Genomic DNA, 16,910 nt, shown 5'->3' on the forward strand with positions numbered 1-16,910 from the left:
AAGGACCCGGCCGCGCCGACGGGCCACGGCCTGTTCACCGGCGCGGCCGGGTCCCTCGTACGCTGTGTCCCGTGTCAGCCTCCCGTCTCCACCGCACCGCCGTCCTCGTCCTGGAGGGCGCGAAACCGCTCGATGTCGGGATCCCCGCGCAGGTGTTCACGACGCGCGCGAGCATGCCGTACGAGGTACGGGTGTGCGGCGCGGCGCCCGGGCTCGTGACCGGCGGCGACGGGCTGTCGTACCACGTGGCCGACGGTCTGGACGCGCTGGACTGGGCCGACATCGTCTTCATCCCCGGCTACCGGTTTCCGGACCGCGAAGACCCGCCGCAGCCCGTCGTCGACGCGCTCGTCGCCGCCCATGACCGGGGCGCACGGCTCGCGGCCATCTCCACGGGGGCCTTCGCCCTCGCCGCCACGGGCCTGCTCGACGGCAGACGGGCGACGACACACTGGCACTACGCGCGGGCGCTCGCGGCGAAGCACCCCCTCGTCCGGGTCGACGAGAACGTCCTGTTCGTCGACGAAGGCAGTGTCCTGACCTCGGCGGGCGCCGCATCCGGCATCGACCTGTGCCTGCACATCCTGCGCGGCGACCTCGGCGTGGCAGCGGCCAACCACGCGGCCCGGCGGCTGGTGGCGGCGCCCTACCGGAGCGGCGGCCAGGCGCAGTACGTGCCGCGCAGCGTGCCCGAGCCCCTCGGTGAACGCTTCGCCGCCACCCGCGAGTGGGCCCTGCACCGCCTCGGTGAGCCGCTCACCCTCGACGCGCTCGCCCGGCACGCGGCCGTCTCGCCGCGCACGCTCTCGCGGCGCTTCGTCGAGGACACCGGCTACACCCCGATGCAGTGGGTCATGCGGGCCCGCGTCGATGTGGCCCGCGAACTGCTGGAGCGCTCCGAGCAGAGCATCGAGCAGATCGCCGCCGAGACGGGACTCGGAACGGGGACCAATCTGCGGCTCCACTTCCAGCGCATCCTGGGCACCACCCCGAGCGAGTACCGTCGCACCTTCGCCCGCGCCGAGTAGCCCGGCAACCGGTGGCGCGATCCTTTCGAACCGTGGCGCTCACGCCGCTGCCACGACGGGGGTGCTGCGAGCGAACCTTGGTGGCGAACCGCAGGGACGAAGGGACACCCCATGACTCGCATCGCCATCAACGGATTCGGCCGCATCGGACGCAACGTGCTGCGCGCGCTGCTGGAGCGCGACAGCGACCTCGAGGTCGTCGCCGTCAACGACCTCACCGAGCCTGCCGCTCTCGCGCGGCTGCTCGCCTACGACTCGACGTCCGGCAGGCTGGGACGCCCGGTGACCCTCGACGGGGACGTCCTCGTCGTCGACGGCCGGCGCATCCAGGTGGTCGCCGAGCGCGATCCGGCGCAGCTCCCGTGGGCCGCTCTCGACGTCGACATCGTGCTGGAGGCCACCGGACGCTTCACGTCGGCCAAGGCCGCCCGCGCCCACATCGACGCCGGCGCGAAGAAGGTGCTCGTCAGCGCGCCCTCCGACGGCGCCGACGTCACGCTCGCGTTCGGGGTCAACACCGACGCGTACGACCCGGCCCTGCACACGATCGTCTCGAACGCCTCGTGCACGACCAACGCACTCGCGCCGCTGGCCAAGGTGCTCGACGAACTCGCCGGTATCGAGCACGGCTTCATGACGACGGTGCACGCCTACACGCAGGAGCAGAACCTGCAGGACGGCCCGCACCGCGACCCCCGCCGCGCCCGCGCCGCCGGTGTGAACATCGTGCCGACCACGACCGGTGCCGCCAAGGCGATCGGTCATGTGCTGCCGAACCTCGAAGGCAAGCTGTCGGGCGACTCGATCCGCGTCCCCGTACCGGTCGGCTCGATCGTCGAGCTGAACACGACGGTGGCCCGCGACGTGTCGCGCGAGGACGTCCTGGCGGCGTACCGGGCCGCGGCGGACGGGCCGCTCGCAGGAGTCCTGGAGTACTCCGAGGACGCCCTCGTCTCGTCCGACATCACGGGCAACCCGGCCTCGTCGATCTTCGACTCGGAGCTCACCCGCGTCGAGGGCCGGCACATCAAGGTCGTCGCCTGGTACGACAACGAGTGGGGCTTCTCGAACCGTGTCATCGACACGCTCCAGCTCCTCGCCAACGGCTGACCGGCCACGGGGCCCCGCGGCAGGCGCTCGGCGCCGGCCACCGGGGCCCCGGCCGTGCGTGGACGACGCTCAGGAGGCGATCGCCATGTCGAAGAGGTGGACGTTCCCGTTGGCGGGCAGCACCACGAACTCGACCGTCCTGGACGGGTCCAGCGCGATGGAATGGGCGAACACGCGGTACTTCACCGTGGCGTTGCCGTACCCGTCCGGCCGGTTGCGTCCGTCCGTCGACGCGACCAGGGTCGCGCCGTGGGCGTCGACCGGGTCGAACGACCAGTTGGGGAAGCCGAACGACCCCGTGGTGGACGTGCCGTCGGTGTAGTAGACGGTGGCCTTGCCGGTGGCACCGCTCCCGACGCCCGAGCCGAGGAAGACCAGCTTCGACCCCTGGCCGGCCAGGGAGACGGCCTGCCCGGCACTCGCCACGTTGTCCTTCGTGCCGGCCGGCACGTCCGGCCACGTCAGGCCGGCGCCCAGCGCGTCGACCTTCGCTCCGGGTGTCAGACCGACCGCGGCGAGCCTCTGCGCCGAGAAGCTGTTGCCCTCGCCGTCGTAGTTCCCGGCCGTCGTGGCGGACTCGTCGGTGATCGCCACTCCGTTGTACGCCGCCGCGAGGTTCGCCTGCGGTGAGCCGGAGCGATCGGTCCGGATGCCCGTGGCCGTACCGAGGCCGTCGCCGCCCTGGTACGTGGCCGTCGCCGTGAACGTACGGATCACGAACCCGGACCGCTTCTCCGGCACCTGGATGTGGAACGTCGCGGTGGCCGAGGCACCCGTCGCGAAGGAGCCGGACACGCTCTGCACGGACGGCTGGACCGCCCATCCGACCGGCCCGGCGAACGACACCTTGAGCGAACGAAGGCGCTCCGCCGCGGAGTTCCTCACCGTGACCTTCACCGTCGAGATGACCGGCCCGTCGAGGTCGACGGGAGAGACGGTCACCTCGGTCTGCGACTCGGCGGCCGCGGCCGGCGGCGCGGGCGCGGCGGAGGCGGCCTGCGCGGGAACGAACAGGACCGCCGCCGCCACGGCGGCTCTGAGCGGGTTGATCAGTCGGGCCGTTCTCATGGTGTGCTCCTCGGGCTGGAAGGTCATGGGGCGACGGGGGGCATCTCGGTGGTGCGCGAGTCGAGTCCCATGCGCAGGTTGACCCAGGAGCCACGGGTGAAGTCCGGGATCTCCACCGGACGCCCCTGGGCGGCCAGGGACTTGACGCTCAGCGGAACCGCCGAGCACCACGAGGCGGAGTCGTACACGTCGATGTCGGGGACGAGCCCGGCCCGCATCAGCTGGACCGTGCGCCACTGCAGGACGTAGTCCATGCCGCCGTGGCCGCCGTTCTCGGCCTCGTCACCGAGCTCCTTCCAGAGCCAGTGGTCGAACTCCTTGCGGTACGTCTCGAAGTCGCGCCAGGTGTCGCCGCTGTGGTCCGGCTCGAAGTAGACGCGCGCGTCGGTCGTCGACGTGCCCGCGTAGTCCTCGAAGATGCCCCGGCTGCCGACCAGCGAGTTGATCCGGCTGTACGGACGGGGTGCGCTCACGGCGTGCTCGGCCCGGATCGTCCGGCCGTTCGCCGTCCGGATCTGACAGGTGACCAGGTCGCCGTTGATGTACGTCTCGTTCCAGGACGGGTGGGACTTCGGCATGAAGCGCTCGCGGTAGTCGGCGAGCCCCTTCGGCGCCGTCGCGGTGGCCGACAGCGTCGTCATCCGGTCGCCGCGGTTGATGTCCATCGCGGCGGCGATGGGCGCCAGCCCGTGCATGGGGTAGAAGGACGCGGTGGAGCGGGTGTGCCACAGCCGGCGCCAGGAGTCGGTGTAATAGGTGTCGGAGAAGAGCAGCGCGCGCAGGTCGTGGAGGTAGCCGCCGTGACCGTTGGTCAGCTCGCCGAACACACCCTCGTGACCCATCTTGAGCATGGCCAGCTCGTTGCGGCCGTAGCTGCAATTCTCCGACAGCATCAGGTTCTTGCGGGTGCGCTCCGAGGTGTTCACGAGGTCCCAGAGCTCGTCGAGCTCGGTCGCGATGGGGAGCTCGACGATGACGTGCTTGCCGGCCAGGAGCGCGGCCTTGCCCTGCTCGTAGTGGAACTCCCAGGGCGTGGCGATGTAGACGAGATCGATGTCGTCGCGCTTGAGCATCTCGGCGTAACTGCCGTCGGAGCCGCCGAACTCCCGAGGGCGCGGCTTTCCGGCTGTGACGAGCCGGTCGGCGGTGCGCTGGGCGCGGTCGGCGCGGATGTCGCAGACCGCGGTGACGACGCAGCCGGGGATCACGGACCAGCCGGTGGTCATCCCGGAGCCCCGGTTGCCGAGCCCGATCACCCCGACGCGCACGGTCTCGTGGGGCTCGAAGGGGACGTTGACCATGGACTTCTGACCCGCTGCACGGCGGGGCACGGCGCTCTCGGTGAGCAGGGAGGCGGCGGCGGAACCGGGAGCGGCCGACGCCGATGCGGCCGATCCGAGTCCGACGGCGAGCGCTCCGGTGGCCAGTGTTCCTCCCAGGACCAAACGGCGTGAGACTTCAGGGATTTCAGGCATGCGACAACGCTCCTCGTTACGCGACCGGCATCACTGGCGGGGTCGACTCTCGCGGGAACGACAGTGACATGTCAAGAGTTGTTCACCGTCACCGACTTTCGAGCATTAGCAAGCATGCGGCATGTCAGAGTGGTTCCGGTGGCCGGTGGAATGCCTCCGGGACGGGATCGGCTGTTCCTCCCGCCCGGCTCGTCGCGCGGCCGGGGCACACGTCCGGTCGCCGGCCCCATTCCCGGCAGGGAATTGCCGGTACTCCGTGCCCGGCGCAGGATCTTGTCAGAAGCGATCCACCGGGCAAGGAGTTCAGACATGACCGATATCGACCCTCAGGACCTGGCCGACCGATACATCGCCCAGTGGGTGGTGCCGGAGGCCGGCGAACGCCGCGCAGCCATCGAGCAGCTGTGGGCCGAGGACGGCACCCACTTCCTGCAACCACCGGTGGAGATGCGGGAGATCGCGGCAGGACTTGGCTTCGACCACTCGACCTTGCAGGCCCAGGGCATCGACGCGTTCGAGACCCGAGTAGCACGCAGCCACGAACAGTTCGTCAAGGAGGCGGGCCTCACCTTCCGTTCGAGCAACGACGCCGTACGCCTGCACGACATGGTCAAGTTCACCTGGCAGACGGTGTCCACCGGCACCGGCGAAGTGATCGGTGGCGGACTGGAGATCCTGATCCTCGACGAGCACGACCGGATCAAGGCCGACTACATGTTCCCGGGGGCCTGATCCGCCAACCGGGCCGCCGCCGCGAGGGCTTCTGCCGTCTCCTGATCGGCCGGCAGGAACGCCTCCAGTTTCAGCTCGGCGAGCGTCACGTCGACGGCGGTGGCGAAGGTCGTCACCGTCGTCATCAGGCGCAAGTCGCCGAACGGCGAACACAGGTGGAGCGGAACCGCGAATCCGAGCTGCCCGGCGGACGGCTCCAGACCGGGCACATACCCGGAGAGCTCGTCGCGCAGGTCCCCCAGGTGACCGAGGCCGGCCAGGATGTGGCGCGCCCATTCCGCAAGGTTACGGATACGGGGAGCCACCCCGTCGGGGTGAAGGGCGAGTCGGTAGACGTTCCGGCCGGGGCCGACCAGCTCAGGAGCCGCGCCCTCCGTGATCAGACCGAAGGCGGAGTTCGCGGCGATCAGGTCGCCCGTCCGGTCCACGACGATGGCGGGACAGGGCAGATGGCCGCGCAGAATGCCATCGATCGCCGCCCGCACAGGGGCCAGCTCCGGGCCGTCGAGCGAACTCTCCGCGTAAGCGGGCGCGTACCCGGCCGCCAGCAGCAGTTCGTTGCGTTCGCGCAGCGGCAGCTCCAGCGACTCGGCCAGCCGCACGACCATGGTCCGGCCGGGAGCGGACCTGCCTGATTCGATGAAACTGAGGTGGCGCTGAGTCGTGCCCGCGCGCAGCGCCAGGTCGAGCTGGCTGAGACGGAGACGGGTGCGGCGGTCGCGTAACGCGCGGGGGAAGTCCACGGGCCCGTTGTACCGGTGCCGGAGGATTCAGGTCCATTCCCCCGAGGGAATGAGCCGCGGTCCCGGCGTGCGCGCGTGGGCCCGTTCGTACCGTCCGGCTGCCCCAAGAGGCAGTGCCGGATGCCCCTGGCCCGTCAGGGGTGGCCTGGACGGGGCAGGGACGCGGCCGAGAACGTGGGAGACCGGCAGCAGGGCGTGGTGCGCGCGCCCACGACGGTGCGCCAGGGAGACGGCGATGAACGCACAGGACCACAGCCAGCGGTACGAACAGGACCACCACGGTCCGACGCGGGAGAGCGAGCACGAGCATCTTCACGGCGAGGCCTCCGCGGCCTCGGACACCCACCACGTCTTCCGGGCGGCGGCCACCGGCCGGGCGGACGTGCTCGGAACGGCCGGTATGGGCGTGCTCCAGCGGAGCGTCGGCAACGCCGCGCTCGGCCCCATGATCCAGCGCTCCAGGGCCGGAACACCGGAACAGTCCGACGACGAGCCGAGGTCGCCCGTCCACGACGTCATCTCCTCCGGCGGCGGCGCCCCCCTGGACACCGAGACCCGGACGGACCTCGAGGCCCGGATGGGAGCGGACTTCTCCGACGTGCGCATCCACAACGACTCCTCGGCCCACGAGTCGGCGAAGGGCGTCGGTGCGCACGCCTACACCGTGGGCAACAACGTGGTCTTCCAACGCGACGCGTACGACCCGTCCTCACCTCAGGGCCGGACGACGCTGGCCCACGAGCTGACCCATGTGATCCAGCAGCGCAGCGGCCCGGTGGAGGGCACGGAGGCCCCCGGAGGCATCCGGGTCAGCGACCCCTCGGACCGTTTCGAGCGGGAGGCCGTGACCAATGCGGACCGGGTCCTTTCGGATCCCGCTCCGGCCGCCGCTCCGGCCGTGCAGCGGGCGGCCACGGAGGACGAGGACGAGCAGCCGGCCGATGTGCAGGGCTCGTTCGTCCAGCGGGCGCAGGAGAAGAGCGCCGAGGAGGAGGAAGAGGCACCACCGGCCTGAGCGTGTCCGCCTTTGTCCGGTGGGTGGGGGTGGGGTCCCTCCGGGGAGACTCCTCAAAAATGGCGTGTGCACCCGACGACGAACAGGTACCCGGGTCGTACGCCATTTTCTGCGGGGACTCCCCTGCACGCCCCCACCCGGCATCGACCGCGTCTGCACGCCGGTGGGACTGCTGCCGCAGACGCAAGGCGGCCGGTCCGGGGCCGTGCAGGGGAGTCCCCGCAGGACGACGAACGGATACCGGGGTCCGCTGCGTGGGACTGGAAACGTTCGTCGTTTGAGGAGACGCCCCGGAGGGGCACCGGACCCCACCGCCGGGCAACGGCGCACCGGGGCGGGGGACCCGCACCCATCAAGCCCGTCCGGCGCTTGAGGACGGAACCCCGCACCCCGCACCCCGCACCCCGTCAGCCGTCGGCCCGCATCGTGCCGCCCAGGAACAGCGACTCCGAGCACCGCGCAGGCGTCCGGGCGCCCACCGGCTTGCCCACCTTCCGGCAGTCGATCGTCATGGTGACCTTCCCACCCGCCGGGACGAGGATCGGCGTCACGAAGTGGTAGTCGGAGTCACGGAAGTTCTCCAGCCCGAGACTCAGCACACTCGAGTTCGTGCCGGCCGAGATGACGACTGTCCCTGCGTCACCCTGCGGGTTCTGCACGACGATGTCGGTCAGCTGGAAGGTGTGGCCCTTCGGCACCTGGAGGGCGGTCGCGGCGTTCGTCCCGCCGCCCACCGAGTCCCTGACCCGGACCTGCGCACTCGTCGGAGTGGCCGCCCCGTCGTCCGTCCCCGCCCCCGCACTGGCCCCCGCCTCCGCCTCCGCGGACGGGCTCGGCGTGGGCGTCGAGGCGCCGGCGCCCGCATCCGCCCCTGCGGTGTCACCGGCCCCGCCGTCGGCGCCCGCCCCCGCCGTATCGCCTCCGTTCGGTGCCTCGCTCTTGTCGGCCGCGGCTGCGGAACGTACCGCCTCGGGTGTGACCGCTTCCCGCGCCGCGGACTTCACGGCCGGACGCAGCAGCGCGTACCAGATGCCGGCCAGGGCGATCAGCAGGACGGCGGCCGTGACGAGTGCCCGGGGCAGCCAGCGCGGCAGCAGCGGTTCCTGCTGGTAGGAGCCGTCGACGAGCACCGGCGCCACGGGTTCCTCGCCCTCGGCCACCTGGGTGGCGGCGAAGACCTGGAAGGGATGCGTCACCGGCGTGCCGCGCCACATCCGCTTCGCGGGCCTTACCCGCAGTCTGCCGAACTCCGCCTGGCCGGGCCCCACCTGGAGTTCGGCCACGTCGAACGCGACGCGGGCGAGCTCGGTGCCCGGCTGCGCGCCCAACCGGACGGTGACCGGCGTGTTGCCCCGGTTGTCCACAGCGAGCTGGTGCCGTCCGCGGCGAGAGCCGTGCGAGCTGCGCGGCACCAGTTCCGCCGTCGTGGCCGTGAACGGCAGCACTGTCACCCGGCCTTCCGGCACCACCGTCCGGTCCTGTTCACCGGTGGGCACCACCCGGATCCCGAACGGTGTCTCTCCGGCAGGCACGGTCGCATCCCGGGGCGGGCGCAGCATGAGCGAGACGGTCCGGGTGTCGCCCGGATACAGCGACAGCACGGCAGGCTCCACCGACGACCAGGCAGCGCACGCACCGACCACCTCGAAGCGGTACTCCTCGACCGTGGCGCCGGAGTTCCGGACCTGTAGGGGGACAGCCGTCTCCTCGCCCGGTGCGGCGCTGACGGACGATGCGTCGAGACTTGCCGTGAGACTCATATGGCGGACTGTAGAGTCGTCGGAGCCGTCGGACATTGGCCTCGAAGGAACACTTTCGGGCAGATCCCATGCCCCTGACACCCTTTTAGTTTTCTCTTCAGCAAACAAGGGCATCTTCTGACCGCCTCATGACCAATGAGGCGGACGAGAACGGCTGCGAGGCGTGTGCTTGTAGTGGCCTTCCAGCTGTTGCCCAAGGGGGAGCATCGGCATGGAACGCATGGAACGCACCACGGTCGCGTTACGGGCCCAGGATCCGATCTCGCAGGCCGGAGTGGCCAGCCAGCTGAGGACCCGTCCCGAGGTCAACGTAGTGGAATGGGGCGAGGACGAATTTGCCCCCGAAGTCGTTGTCATGGTCGTGGACACGGTGGACGAGGACGTGCTCACGATGCTGCGTCACGTTCAGCGCACCAGCGACTCGCGCACGGTGCTGGTCACCACGGAGATCGACGAACAGAAGCTGGTGAGTGCGGCGGAGTGCGGGGTCGTCGGGGTGATCAGGCGGGCGCAGTCGACGCCCGAACACCTGGTGCACGTCATCGAGACGGTGGCGCGGGGCGAGGGCCACCTGCCCTCCGACCTGCTGGGCAGGCTCCTCGCCGAGGTGGGGCGGCTCCAGGGCCAGGTGCTCGGGCCGCGCGGACTGCACTTCACCGGACTCGCGGCACGCGAGGTGGACGTGCTGCGGCTGGTGGCCGAGGGGTACGACACCGCGGACATCGCCACGAAACTCGCCTACTCCGAACGCACGATCAAGAACGTGCTGCATTCGGTGATGACCCGACTCCAGTTGCGGAACCGGTCGCACGCGGTGGCGTACGCCCTGCGGCAGGGACTGATCTGAGGGCTCACCCGGCCCTCCCACGGTCCTCGGCCACCCCTTCCCGGCCCGGGCCGCGGTGGGAGCCGGGTGGGCTGTAACGCGGGGCTGCCCCAAAGGGCAGCGTCGGCTTCCCGGGGAAGTGACTCGCCTCCCGCTGCGCGGTACGGGCAGCTGCGGGATGGTGTCGGCGCTGTTCTTCGGTGGAGACACGGGCGCGGGGGAGTGATTCGGTGCGGGCGACCGAGCAGGCGAGACGGGCCGGACACGCCGGTGTGCGGCGTTCCGTGGCGCTCGTGCTGATGTTGGTGGCCGCCGGTCTCGCGCCCGCCTCGGCCGGTTCGGGCGTGGCCACGGCCGTACCGGTACCGCCCGAACCGTGGGTCACGCCGGCCAGTCTGCACGAGGCACTCGACCCGGGCGGGTCGACGGGGGTGGACAAGGCGGTGCGTACACCGGCCATTCCGCCGATGCCGGAAGTCGTACTGCTGGTGGACGGCACGAACAGCATGCCCGTGCCCATTCAGCAGGTTCAGAAGAACTTTCCCGCCATCGCCGAGAGGATCCTGGCCGAGGAGCCCGACACGCGCTTCGCCGTCACCACCTTCGGTGACCAGGAAGTCGACCCGGGCGCAGGATTCGAGGTTCTGCAGGAACTGACGGATGACGTCGCCAAGGCCCAGACAGGAGTCAACCGCCTGGAGGCGCGCATGGGGGGCGGCAGCCGCGGCCCCTCCGAGGACTGGATCAACGGACTGTGGCAGATAGCCAACGGGGCAGGTGGCAAGACGGTCTTCCGTGAAGGGGCCAACCCGGTCATCGTGCTGATCGGCGACGCCTCCAGCCACGCACCCAGCAACGGCCACACCATCGACGACACGATCTTCTCCCTGCAGGACAAGGGCATCCGGGTCATCGGCATCGACCTGGACAGTCCGATCGGCGACGGCCTGAACGGCAACGGGGACGCGGGCGACCCGAATTACGTCGAGGACCCGCCGACCACACCGGGGCAGGCGACCCGCATCATCGAGGCGACCCAGGGGCGTCTGCTGGAGGGAATCCAGCCGGACGCGGTCGCCCAGGCCATCATGGACGGATTCGACAACCTGCCCACCTCCGTCGGCCACCGGCTCGACAACTGCGACCCCCACCTCACCGTCGCCCTCGACCCGCCCACCCGACAGCTGACCAGCGGCGAGACCGCTCACTTCGCGGAGACCGTCGACGTGTCGGCCGACGCTCCGCAGGGCACCACCCTCACCTGCACCGTGCAGTTCCTGCTCGGTACCCAGGCGCCGGGGACGGACACCATCGGGCCGGCCGCGGCGGCCGATCCCGACTTCCAGCAGCAGATCAGCATCGACGTGAACGACATCGCCGCGCCCGTCGTCACGGTGGACGACCGGATCGCCTGGCCCGAGAACGACGACGGAGCACGGATCAGCTACCGGGTGACGGCGACCGATGCCCAGGACGGCAAGCTGCCCGCGGCCTGCACCCCGGCGTCCGGATCCTTCTTCCCCGTCGGAACGACCACGGTCACCTGCTCGGCCACGGACGCGGCGGGCAACACCGGCACGGACACCGCACGGTTCGTGGTGCTGCAGCCCCCGCCGCAGCCCGAACCCCCGTCGCCACCGGGACCGGTGCCGCCCTCGTCGGAGATCGCCGTCAAGGCCGACGTCAGCCCGGACCGTACGTACGTCACGCGCCCGGCCCGCGCCCGCTTCACCGTCATCAACGCGGGCCCGGACACGGCAAGGGGAGTCGTCATCGGCGCGACCTGGCCGGCCCCTCCCGACGGCAAGGACCGGAGCCTGCAGACCCTCACCCGCTGCACGGCGGCCAAGCCCTGCACCATTCCCGCGGGCGGGCGGATCGAGGTGTCGCAGACGGCGACGTACCGGACGGCGATCAGCGGAGACGTACGCGCCACGGTGCGCGGTACCGTCCCGGACCGCAGCACGGCCAACAACCGGGACACGGACCGCCTGCGCGTGCTGAAGCCCTCCCTCAGCGTCACCCCGCAGGTCGCCAGACCGGGACAGCCCGTCCTGGCCCGCGGCAAGGACTATCCGCCCGGCGAGCGCGTGAACCTCACCTGGAACCTGGGCATCACGGCCGACCGGTCGGGGGTGAGGGTGGGCCGCGACGGCACGTTCGAGGTGCAGATGCTGGTGCTCCGCAAGGACACCCTGGGCCCGCGCGTCCTGCGCGCCGGCATCCGGAACCTTCCCCGGCTCCAGGAGCCGGTCCTCGTGGTCCAGCGCAACCTCCAGCCACCGGACTTCAAGGGCCGTACATGAGCGGGCCGGTCTCCCGGACCCAAGGACCCGACGTGAGAGGGGCGGTCTCCCGGTGATCCATGAAGTGGACGACGTACTGCGTTCGCTGATCCGGGCGGAGGTGCTCGAAGGCGGCCAGATCGCGGTGGTCTTCGACGCACCGACCCGGGAATGGGCGGCCAAGGTGAACGCCCCGATGGTCAACCTCTACCTCTACGACATCCGAGAGGACATGCGGCGACGGGAGCGCGGACTCCACAACGAGTACGACGAGCGCGGGACCGTCGTCGCGCGACGCCGCCCGCCCCGCTACTTCAAACTGTCCTACCTGATCACGGCATGGACGAAGCGTCCCGAGGACGAACACCGACTGCTGTCCTCCCTGCTCGCCTGCCTGCTGGCGTACGAGGCCCTGCCCCCGGAACGCCTGACCGGGACCCTCGCCGGGATCGGGGCCGCCGTACCGATGTCGATCGCGCTCCCACCGCCGGAGGACCGTTCGTTCGCGGACGTGTGGAGCGCCCTGGGAGGTGAGTTGAAGCCCTCGCTGGACCTGGTGGTCAGCGTCCCCGTGACCGCGTCGCCGACGTACACGGCGGGCCCGCCGGTGGGGGAGGAAGGGCTCCGGGCACACTTCGGGGAGGTACCACCCGCCCCGGAACCGCAACGCGATGCGATGCCGGGCCGCGGCGGCCTTCCGGTGTACGGGAGCCGCCCGGGGCGTCCGGCACCCGAGACCGCACCCGGCCCCACGGCGTCGCGCCGGGGCCTCGCTCTCCGCATCACCGAGAACCGGCGCACCCAGGACGGCCGTACGGAGGACAGCACCGCATGACATCCCCGGGCCGCCCCGCCGAGGACCTGAACCTGCGCCACCTCCTCGCCCGCGCGGTGGGCGTGGAGCAGCGCATCCGCCACGCGGTCGAGGCCCGGCGGCGCACGGATCCCGACCCGGAGGACGCGTTCCGGGGGCTCTACCTCACGGACGAGAACATCGCCCGGCTGCTGGATGAGGACGGGGCACGCGGCTTCCCGGAACCGATGTCGGGGGAGGGCGGCCCGGTGGAGGTTCCCGGCTCCCGTCTCACCGCTCTGAAAGCCGGCTTCGGGCTCACCGCGCTCGACGTCGAGATCCTGCTCATCGCCCTCGTACCGGATCTCGACGACCGCTTCGAGGCGTTCTACGGCTATCTCAACGACGACGTGACCCGCCGCCGCCCGTCCATCGGCCTGGCGCTCGGCCTGTGCGGCCTGTCACCGGCCGATGCGCAGGCGCGGGGCCGGCTGGCCGCCCGCGCGCCACTCCGCCATGCCGGGCTGCTCCTGGCCGAGGACCTGGACCGCCCGTTCCTGAGCCGGGCGCTGCGCGTCCCGGACCGGGTCACCGCCCACCTGCTGGGCGACGACACCCGGGATCCGCGTCTCGCCGATCTCCTGGCGCCCTGGCACGCGGTGGAGGGCGTCGGAGACCCCGCTCCGCTGGCCCGGGTCCTCGCCGACGGGCTCCCCCTGGCCTACCTGAGCGAGGACCAGGGCGGTGCCGGCACCGCCCTGGCCGCGTCGGCGCTCACCCTCGCGGGCCGTGGCGTCCTGGGCCTGGACCTGGCCCGCCTGGCGCAGGACCCCGCGCCGGCCGACGCGGTACGTTCCCTGGTCCGCGAGGCCCGGCTGACCGACGCGGGCCTGGTCTGCGCCCCGCTGGACGCGTTGTCCCGCGCACACCCGCACCTGCTCAGGCTCCTCACGGCGACGCCCGTACCCACGGTCATCGTGGGCAGGGTGCCGTGGGACGCCTCGTGGTCGACGGTCCCGCCCCTGCTCCTGCACGCCCCCAGGGTGGAGCCGTCGGCACGCGGCGCCCTCTGGACCGATGCCTACCGGCGTACGACTTCGGCCCCCCTCCCCGAGACCGTCGACCCGGACCACCTCCTCGCCCCCTTCCTCCTCACCCCGGAACAGGTCACCGGTGCGGCCCGCAGCGCGGCCCAGACGGCTCAGCTCGACGGAGGGACGCTCACCCCCGGCCACGTACGCCAGGGAGCCCGCGCCCAGAACGCGGCCGGCCTCGACCGCCTGGCCCGCCGCATCGAACCCACGGTGACCTGGCACGACCTGATCCTCCCGCCCGACGCCCACGCCCAACTCCGCGAACTCACCGCCCGCGCCCGCCACCGCGACCGGGTCCTGGGGGAGTGGGGCATGCGCCCGGGAGGCGGCAGGGGCCGAGGCGTATCGGCCCTCTTCGCAGGCGACTCCGGCACGGGCAAGACCATGTCGGCGGAAGTGATCGCGGCCGACCTCGGCCTCGACCTCTACACCGTCGACCTGGCCACGGTCATCGACAAGTACGTCGGCGAGACCGAGAAGAACCTGGAACGCATCTTCACCGAGGCGGCGGGGGTGAACGGCGTCCTGCTCTTCGACGAGGCGGACGCGATCTTCGGCAAGCGCTCGGACGTCAAGGACGCGCACGACCGCTACGCGAACGTCGAGAGCGCGTACCTCCTCCAACGCATGGAGTCCTTCGACGGCCTGGCCGTCCTCGCCACCAACCTCCGCGCCAACCTCGACGACGCCTTCACCCGCCGCCTGGACCTCGTCATCGACTTCCCGGTGCCGGACCCGGAACAACGCCTGCTGCTCTGGGAACGCTGCCTGGGCCCGCTGCTCCCGCGCGGCACGGACCTCGATCTCACGTTCTGCGCCGAGAACTTCGAGCTGGCGGGCGGCAACATCCGATCGATCGCGGTGACGGCGGCGTACCTGGCGGCGGACACGGGGGGAGCGGTGACGATGACGACGCTGATCCACGCGATCCAGCGGGAGTACCAGAAGCTGGGACGGCTGACGCTGGCCTCGGAGTTCGGGCCGTATCTGGGGCTGGTTCAGGGGTGAAGGGCGGGCGTGCGCAGGAGATGACCACGCGGCGGAGTCCACCTCCTTCTTCACGCACCGGCATGGGACTCCCATCGACTGAGCAGGGGAGCGGCCATCTCGGCGTGAAGATCAACGACTACGGTGTCAGCACGATCCTGCCGAAGACCTCGCCCGCGTCCATCTTCTGGTGCGCCAGCACGGCTGCGTCCAGTGGCAGCACCTCGTGGACCACCGTGGCGATCTCGCCGCGGCTCGCTGCGGCGAACTGCTCGCTCCGCACGGCACGCCGTTCGGCTGCGGTGACCGTGGCCGCGCTGAAAGCGGCGAAGGACATCGACTTCTGGAACGCCGCCATGATCTTCGTGCCGAAGTCCGCCGGAGGCTGGCCCGCGACAGCACCCACGGCCACCATGCGGCCGTTCGGGTTGAGCCGGTCGAAGAACGACGGCATGCCCTCGCCGGCCACCACGTCGATGATGACGTCATAGCCCGCGGGTGCTTGTTGCCCTCCTTCGCCGGAGCGGTCCAGCACGTGGGTCGCGCCGAGACGTCGCAACTGCTCGCCGCGCTCGGCCGAGGAAGTGGTGACCGCCACGGCGGCGGCGCCGCCCCGAGCGGCGAGTTGTACCGTCATGATCCCGATGCTGCCGGCCGCGCCACGGACCAGAACCGTCTCCCCGGGTGCGAAGTGGGCGTGGCGGAGCCCGAAGTGGGCCACCACTCCGGAGCTGCCGAGTGTCACCGCATCGACCGCGGACAGGTTCGCAGGCAGGGAAACGATCTCCTCGACCGGAGCGAGGGCCTGTTCGACGTAGCCTCCGCCGGTGCCGGTGAAGGCCCACACCCGCCCACCGATCCACGACGCGTCGACGCCTTCGCCGACCGCGGTCACCGTGCCCGCGACCTCGCTGCCCGGGATGTGGCCCTCCGTGAAGCCGTACGCGGCCAGAGCCCCGCTTCTGATCAGGGTGTCGACACCGCCGACCCCCACCGCCTCGGTGGCTATCAGTACCTGCCCGGCAGCCGGTGCGGGTTCCGGCAGGTCGATGACAGCCAGGCCGTCAGGACTTCCGAACGTGTGGATCGAGATCGCCTTCACCATGGTTTCCAGGTTCTCGGACAGCTCAAGGACGAGAGCTTCCATGTCCCGGACGCTAACGGACGCCCCTGTCCGTTTAGGTAAAGTGAGAGTGGTGACCGACCGTTTGCCTCATACGTTGCGTTCCGACGCGCTGGACAACCGCGAACGCATCCTCGACGCGGCCCGAGCACTGTTCTCCACCGACGGCCTGGATGTGCCGATGAGGGAGGTCGCGCGGCGCGCCGGGGTGGGACCCGCCACCTTGTACCGCCGCTTCCCGACCAAGCAGACGTTGGTCGCCGAGGCCTTCGCGGACCAGCTGAACGCATGTCGCGCCATCGCCGACGAGGGGTGCGCCGATCCTGATCCGTGGCGTGGCCTGTGCCTGGTGATCGAGAGGATGTGTGAGCTGCACGCACGCGACCGGGGATTCACCGAAGCCTTCCTGTCGACCTACCCGGAGATCAAGGATGTGGCCGCAGGCCGTGAGTACACGGTGAAAGCGGTCGCCGGACTGGCTCAGCGAGCCAAGGACGCGGGGCGTCTGCGGTCCGACTTCGTCATGGACGACCTGATTCTCGTGCTCATGGCCAACAAGGGGATCCACGCCGCATCGACCGCCGGCCAGGTCAAGGCCTCCCGACGCTTCGCAGGGTTGGCGATCCAGGCGTTCGAAGCCTGCCCTCGGCACGCACCACTACCGCCGGCGGCACGGCTGACATCCGCAGGACCGGACAGCACCTGACCGCGGTCGAGCGGTGAGTACGCTGACGCCCGCACCGCTGAACCCCATGGAAGGGATCAGGATCAGCGGCCCAGGGCGGTACCCGCGTGTGCCCTTGCGCGGGCCGGTGGTTGCCGTCACCGTGAGCAGGCGGGCGTTGACCGACCGATCATCGCCGCACTGCGA

14 protein-coding genes are annotated in these 16,910 nt (G+C 70.9%); 9 read left to right on the top strand and 5 right to left on the bottom strand.

All coding sequences use genetic code 11. The features are described 5' to 3' along the window. Positions 1 to 71: 71 nt before the first annotated feature. Together OG446_RS35215 and gap are read left to right on the top strand one after the other, a co-directional pair. Positions 72 to 1,028, top strand: a complete 957-nt coding sequence (locus tag OG446_RS35215; protein WP_328897842.1) for a GlxA family transcriptional regulator — start codon at positions 72 to 74, stop codon at positions 1,026 to 1,028. A 111-nt stretch (positions 1,029 to 1,139) separates the two neighbouring features. Continuing rightward, complete coding sequence (gene gap / locus OG446_RS35220; protein ID WP_219569391.1) at positions 1,140 to 2,138, top strand: type I glyceraldehyde-3-phosphate dehydrogenase; 999 nt, start codon at positions 1,140 to 1,142, stop codon at positions 2,136 to 2,138. Positions 2,139 to 2,207: 69 nt separating this feature from the next. On the opposite strand, the gene OG446_RS35225 is transcribed toward gap, so the two are convergent. Both OG446_RS35225 and OG446_RS35230 read right to left on the bottom strand, forming a co-directional pair. Beyond that, a complete protein-coding gene (locus OG446_RS35225) occupies positions 2,208 to 3,206 on the bottom strand; it encodes an NEW3 domain-containing protein (RefSeq protein ID WP_328897843.1) in 999 nt (332 codons plus the stop codon). A 23-nt stretch (positions 3,207 to 3,229) separates the two neighbouring features. Then, entirely contained in the window at positions 3,230 to 4,681 is a 1,452-nt protein-coding gene (locus tag OG446_RS35230; protein ID WP_328897844.1) for a Gfo/Idh/MocA family protein, read from the bottom strand. 309 nt (positions 4,682 to 4,990) lie between these two features. Between OG446_RS35230 and OG446_RS35235 the strand changes: the two genes are divergently transcribed. Continuing rightward, positions 4,991 to 5,413, top strand: coding sequence for a hypothetical protein (locus OG446_RS35235; protein ID WP_328897845.1), 423 nt, complete (start codon positions 4,991 to 4,993; stop codon positions 5,411 to 5,413). On the opposite strand, the gene OG446_RS35240 is transcribed toward OG446_RS35235, so the two are convergent. Next, positions 5,392 to 6,156, bottom strand: a complete 765-nt coding sequence (locus OG446_RS35240; protein ID WP_328897846.1) for a helix-turn-helix domain-containing protein — start codon at positions 6,154 to 6,156, stop codon at positions 5,392 to 5,394. The two genes, OG446_RS35235 and OG446_RS35240, sit on opposite strands and share 22 nt — an antisense overlap. Before the next feature lie 235 nt (positions 6,157 to 6,391). On the opposite strand from OG446_RS35240, the gene OG446_RS35245 reads away from it, so the two are divergent. Continuing rightward, positions 6,392 to 7,171: an eCIS core domain-containing protein gene (locus tag OG446_RS35245; protein ID WP_328897847.1), complete on the top strand. Its 780-nt coding sequence runs from the start codon at positions 6,392 to 6,394 to the stop codon at positions 7,169 to 7,171. A 407-nt stretch (positions 7,172 to 7,578) separates the two neighbouring features. On the opposite strand, the gene OG446_RS35250 is transcribed toward OG446_RS35245, so the two are convergent. Next, the gene (locus OG446_RS35250) at positions 7,579 to 8,931 is read right to left on the bottom strand and encodes a COG1470 family protein (protein WP_328897848.1); all 1,353 of its coding nucleotides are present in this window, start codon (positions 8,929 to 8,931) and stop codon (positions 7,579 to 7,581) included. Between the two features lie 220 nt (positions 8,932 to 9,151). Between OG446_RS35250 and OG446_RS35255 the strand changes: the two genes are divergently transcribed. The 4 genes from OG446_RS35255 (at position 9,152) to OG446_RS35270 (ending at position 14,937) form a co-directional block, all read left to right on the top strand. Further along, positions 9,152 to 9,778: a response regulator transcription factor gene (locus OG446_RS35255; protein WP_328898516.1), complete on the top strand. Its 627-nt coding sequence runs from the start codon at positions 9,152 to 9,154 to the stop codon at positions 9,776 to 9,778. A gap of 209 nt (positions 9,779 to 9,987) precedes the next feature. Next, the gene (locus tag OG446_RS35260; protein ID WP_328897849.1) at positions 9,988 to 12,063 is read left to right on the top strand and encodes an HYR domain-containing protein; all 2,076 of its coding nucleotides are present in this window, start codon (positions 9,988 to 9,990) and stop codon (positions 12,061 to 12,063) included. A 52-nt stretch (positions 12,064 to 12,115) separates the two neighbouring features. After that, positions 12,116 to 12,877, top strand: coding sequence for a DUF4255 domain-containing protein (locus tag OG446_RS35265; RefSeq protein WP_328897850.1), 762 nt, complete (start codon positions 12,116 to 12,118; stop codon positions 12,875 to 12,877). Beyond that, a complete protein-coding gene (locus OG446_RS35270; RefSeq protein WP_328897851.1) occupies positions 12,874 to 14,937 on the top strand; it encodes an ATP-binding protein in 2,064 nt (687 codons plus the stop codon). Before OG446_RS35265 ends, OG446_RS35270 begins: the two co-directional genes overlap by 4 nt. A 118-nt stretch (positions 14,938 to 15,055) precedes the next feature. Here the strand turns inward: OG446_RS35270 and OG446_RS35275 are convergent, their stop codons facing one another. After that, positions 15,056 to 16,018, bottom strand: coding sequence for a zinc-binding dehydrogenase (locus tag OG446_RS35275; protein WP_328898517.1), 963 nt, complete (start codon positions 16,016 to 16,018; stop codon positions 15,056 to 15,058). A gap of 94 nt (positions 16,019 to 16,112) precedes the next feature. Here OG446_RS35275 and OG446_RS35280 point away from each other — a divergent pair, with 94 nt between their 5' ends. Further along, on the top strand, positions 16,113 to 16,745 hold the full coding sequence (locus OG446_RS35280) for a TetR/AcrR family transcriptional regulator (RefSeq protein WP_328897852.1): 633 nt from the start codon (positions 16,113 to 16,115) through the stop codon (positions 16,743 to 16,745). Positions 16,746 to 16,910: the final 165 nt, after the last annotated feature.

Origin of the sequence: Streptomyces sp. NBC_00236 (assembly GCF_036195045.1) — a bacterium.
Taxonomy (GTDB): domain Bacteria; phylum Actinomycetota; class Actinomycetes; order Streptomycetales; family Streptomycetaceae; genus Streptomyces.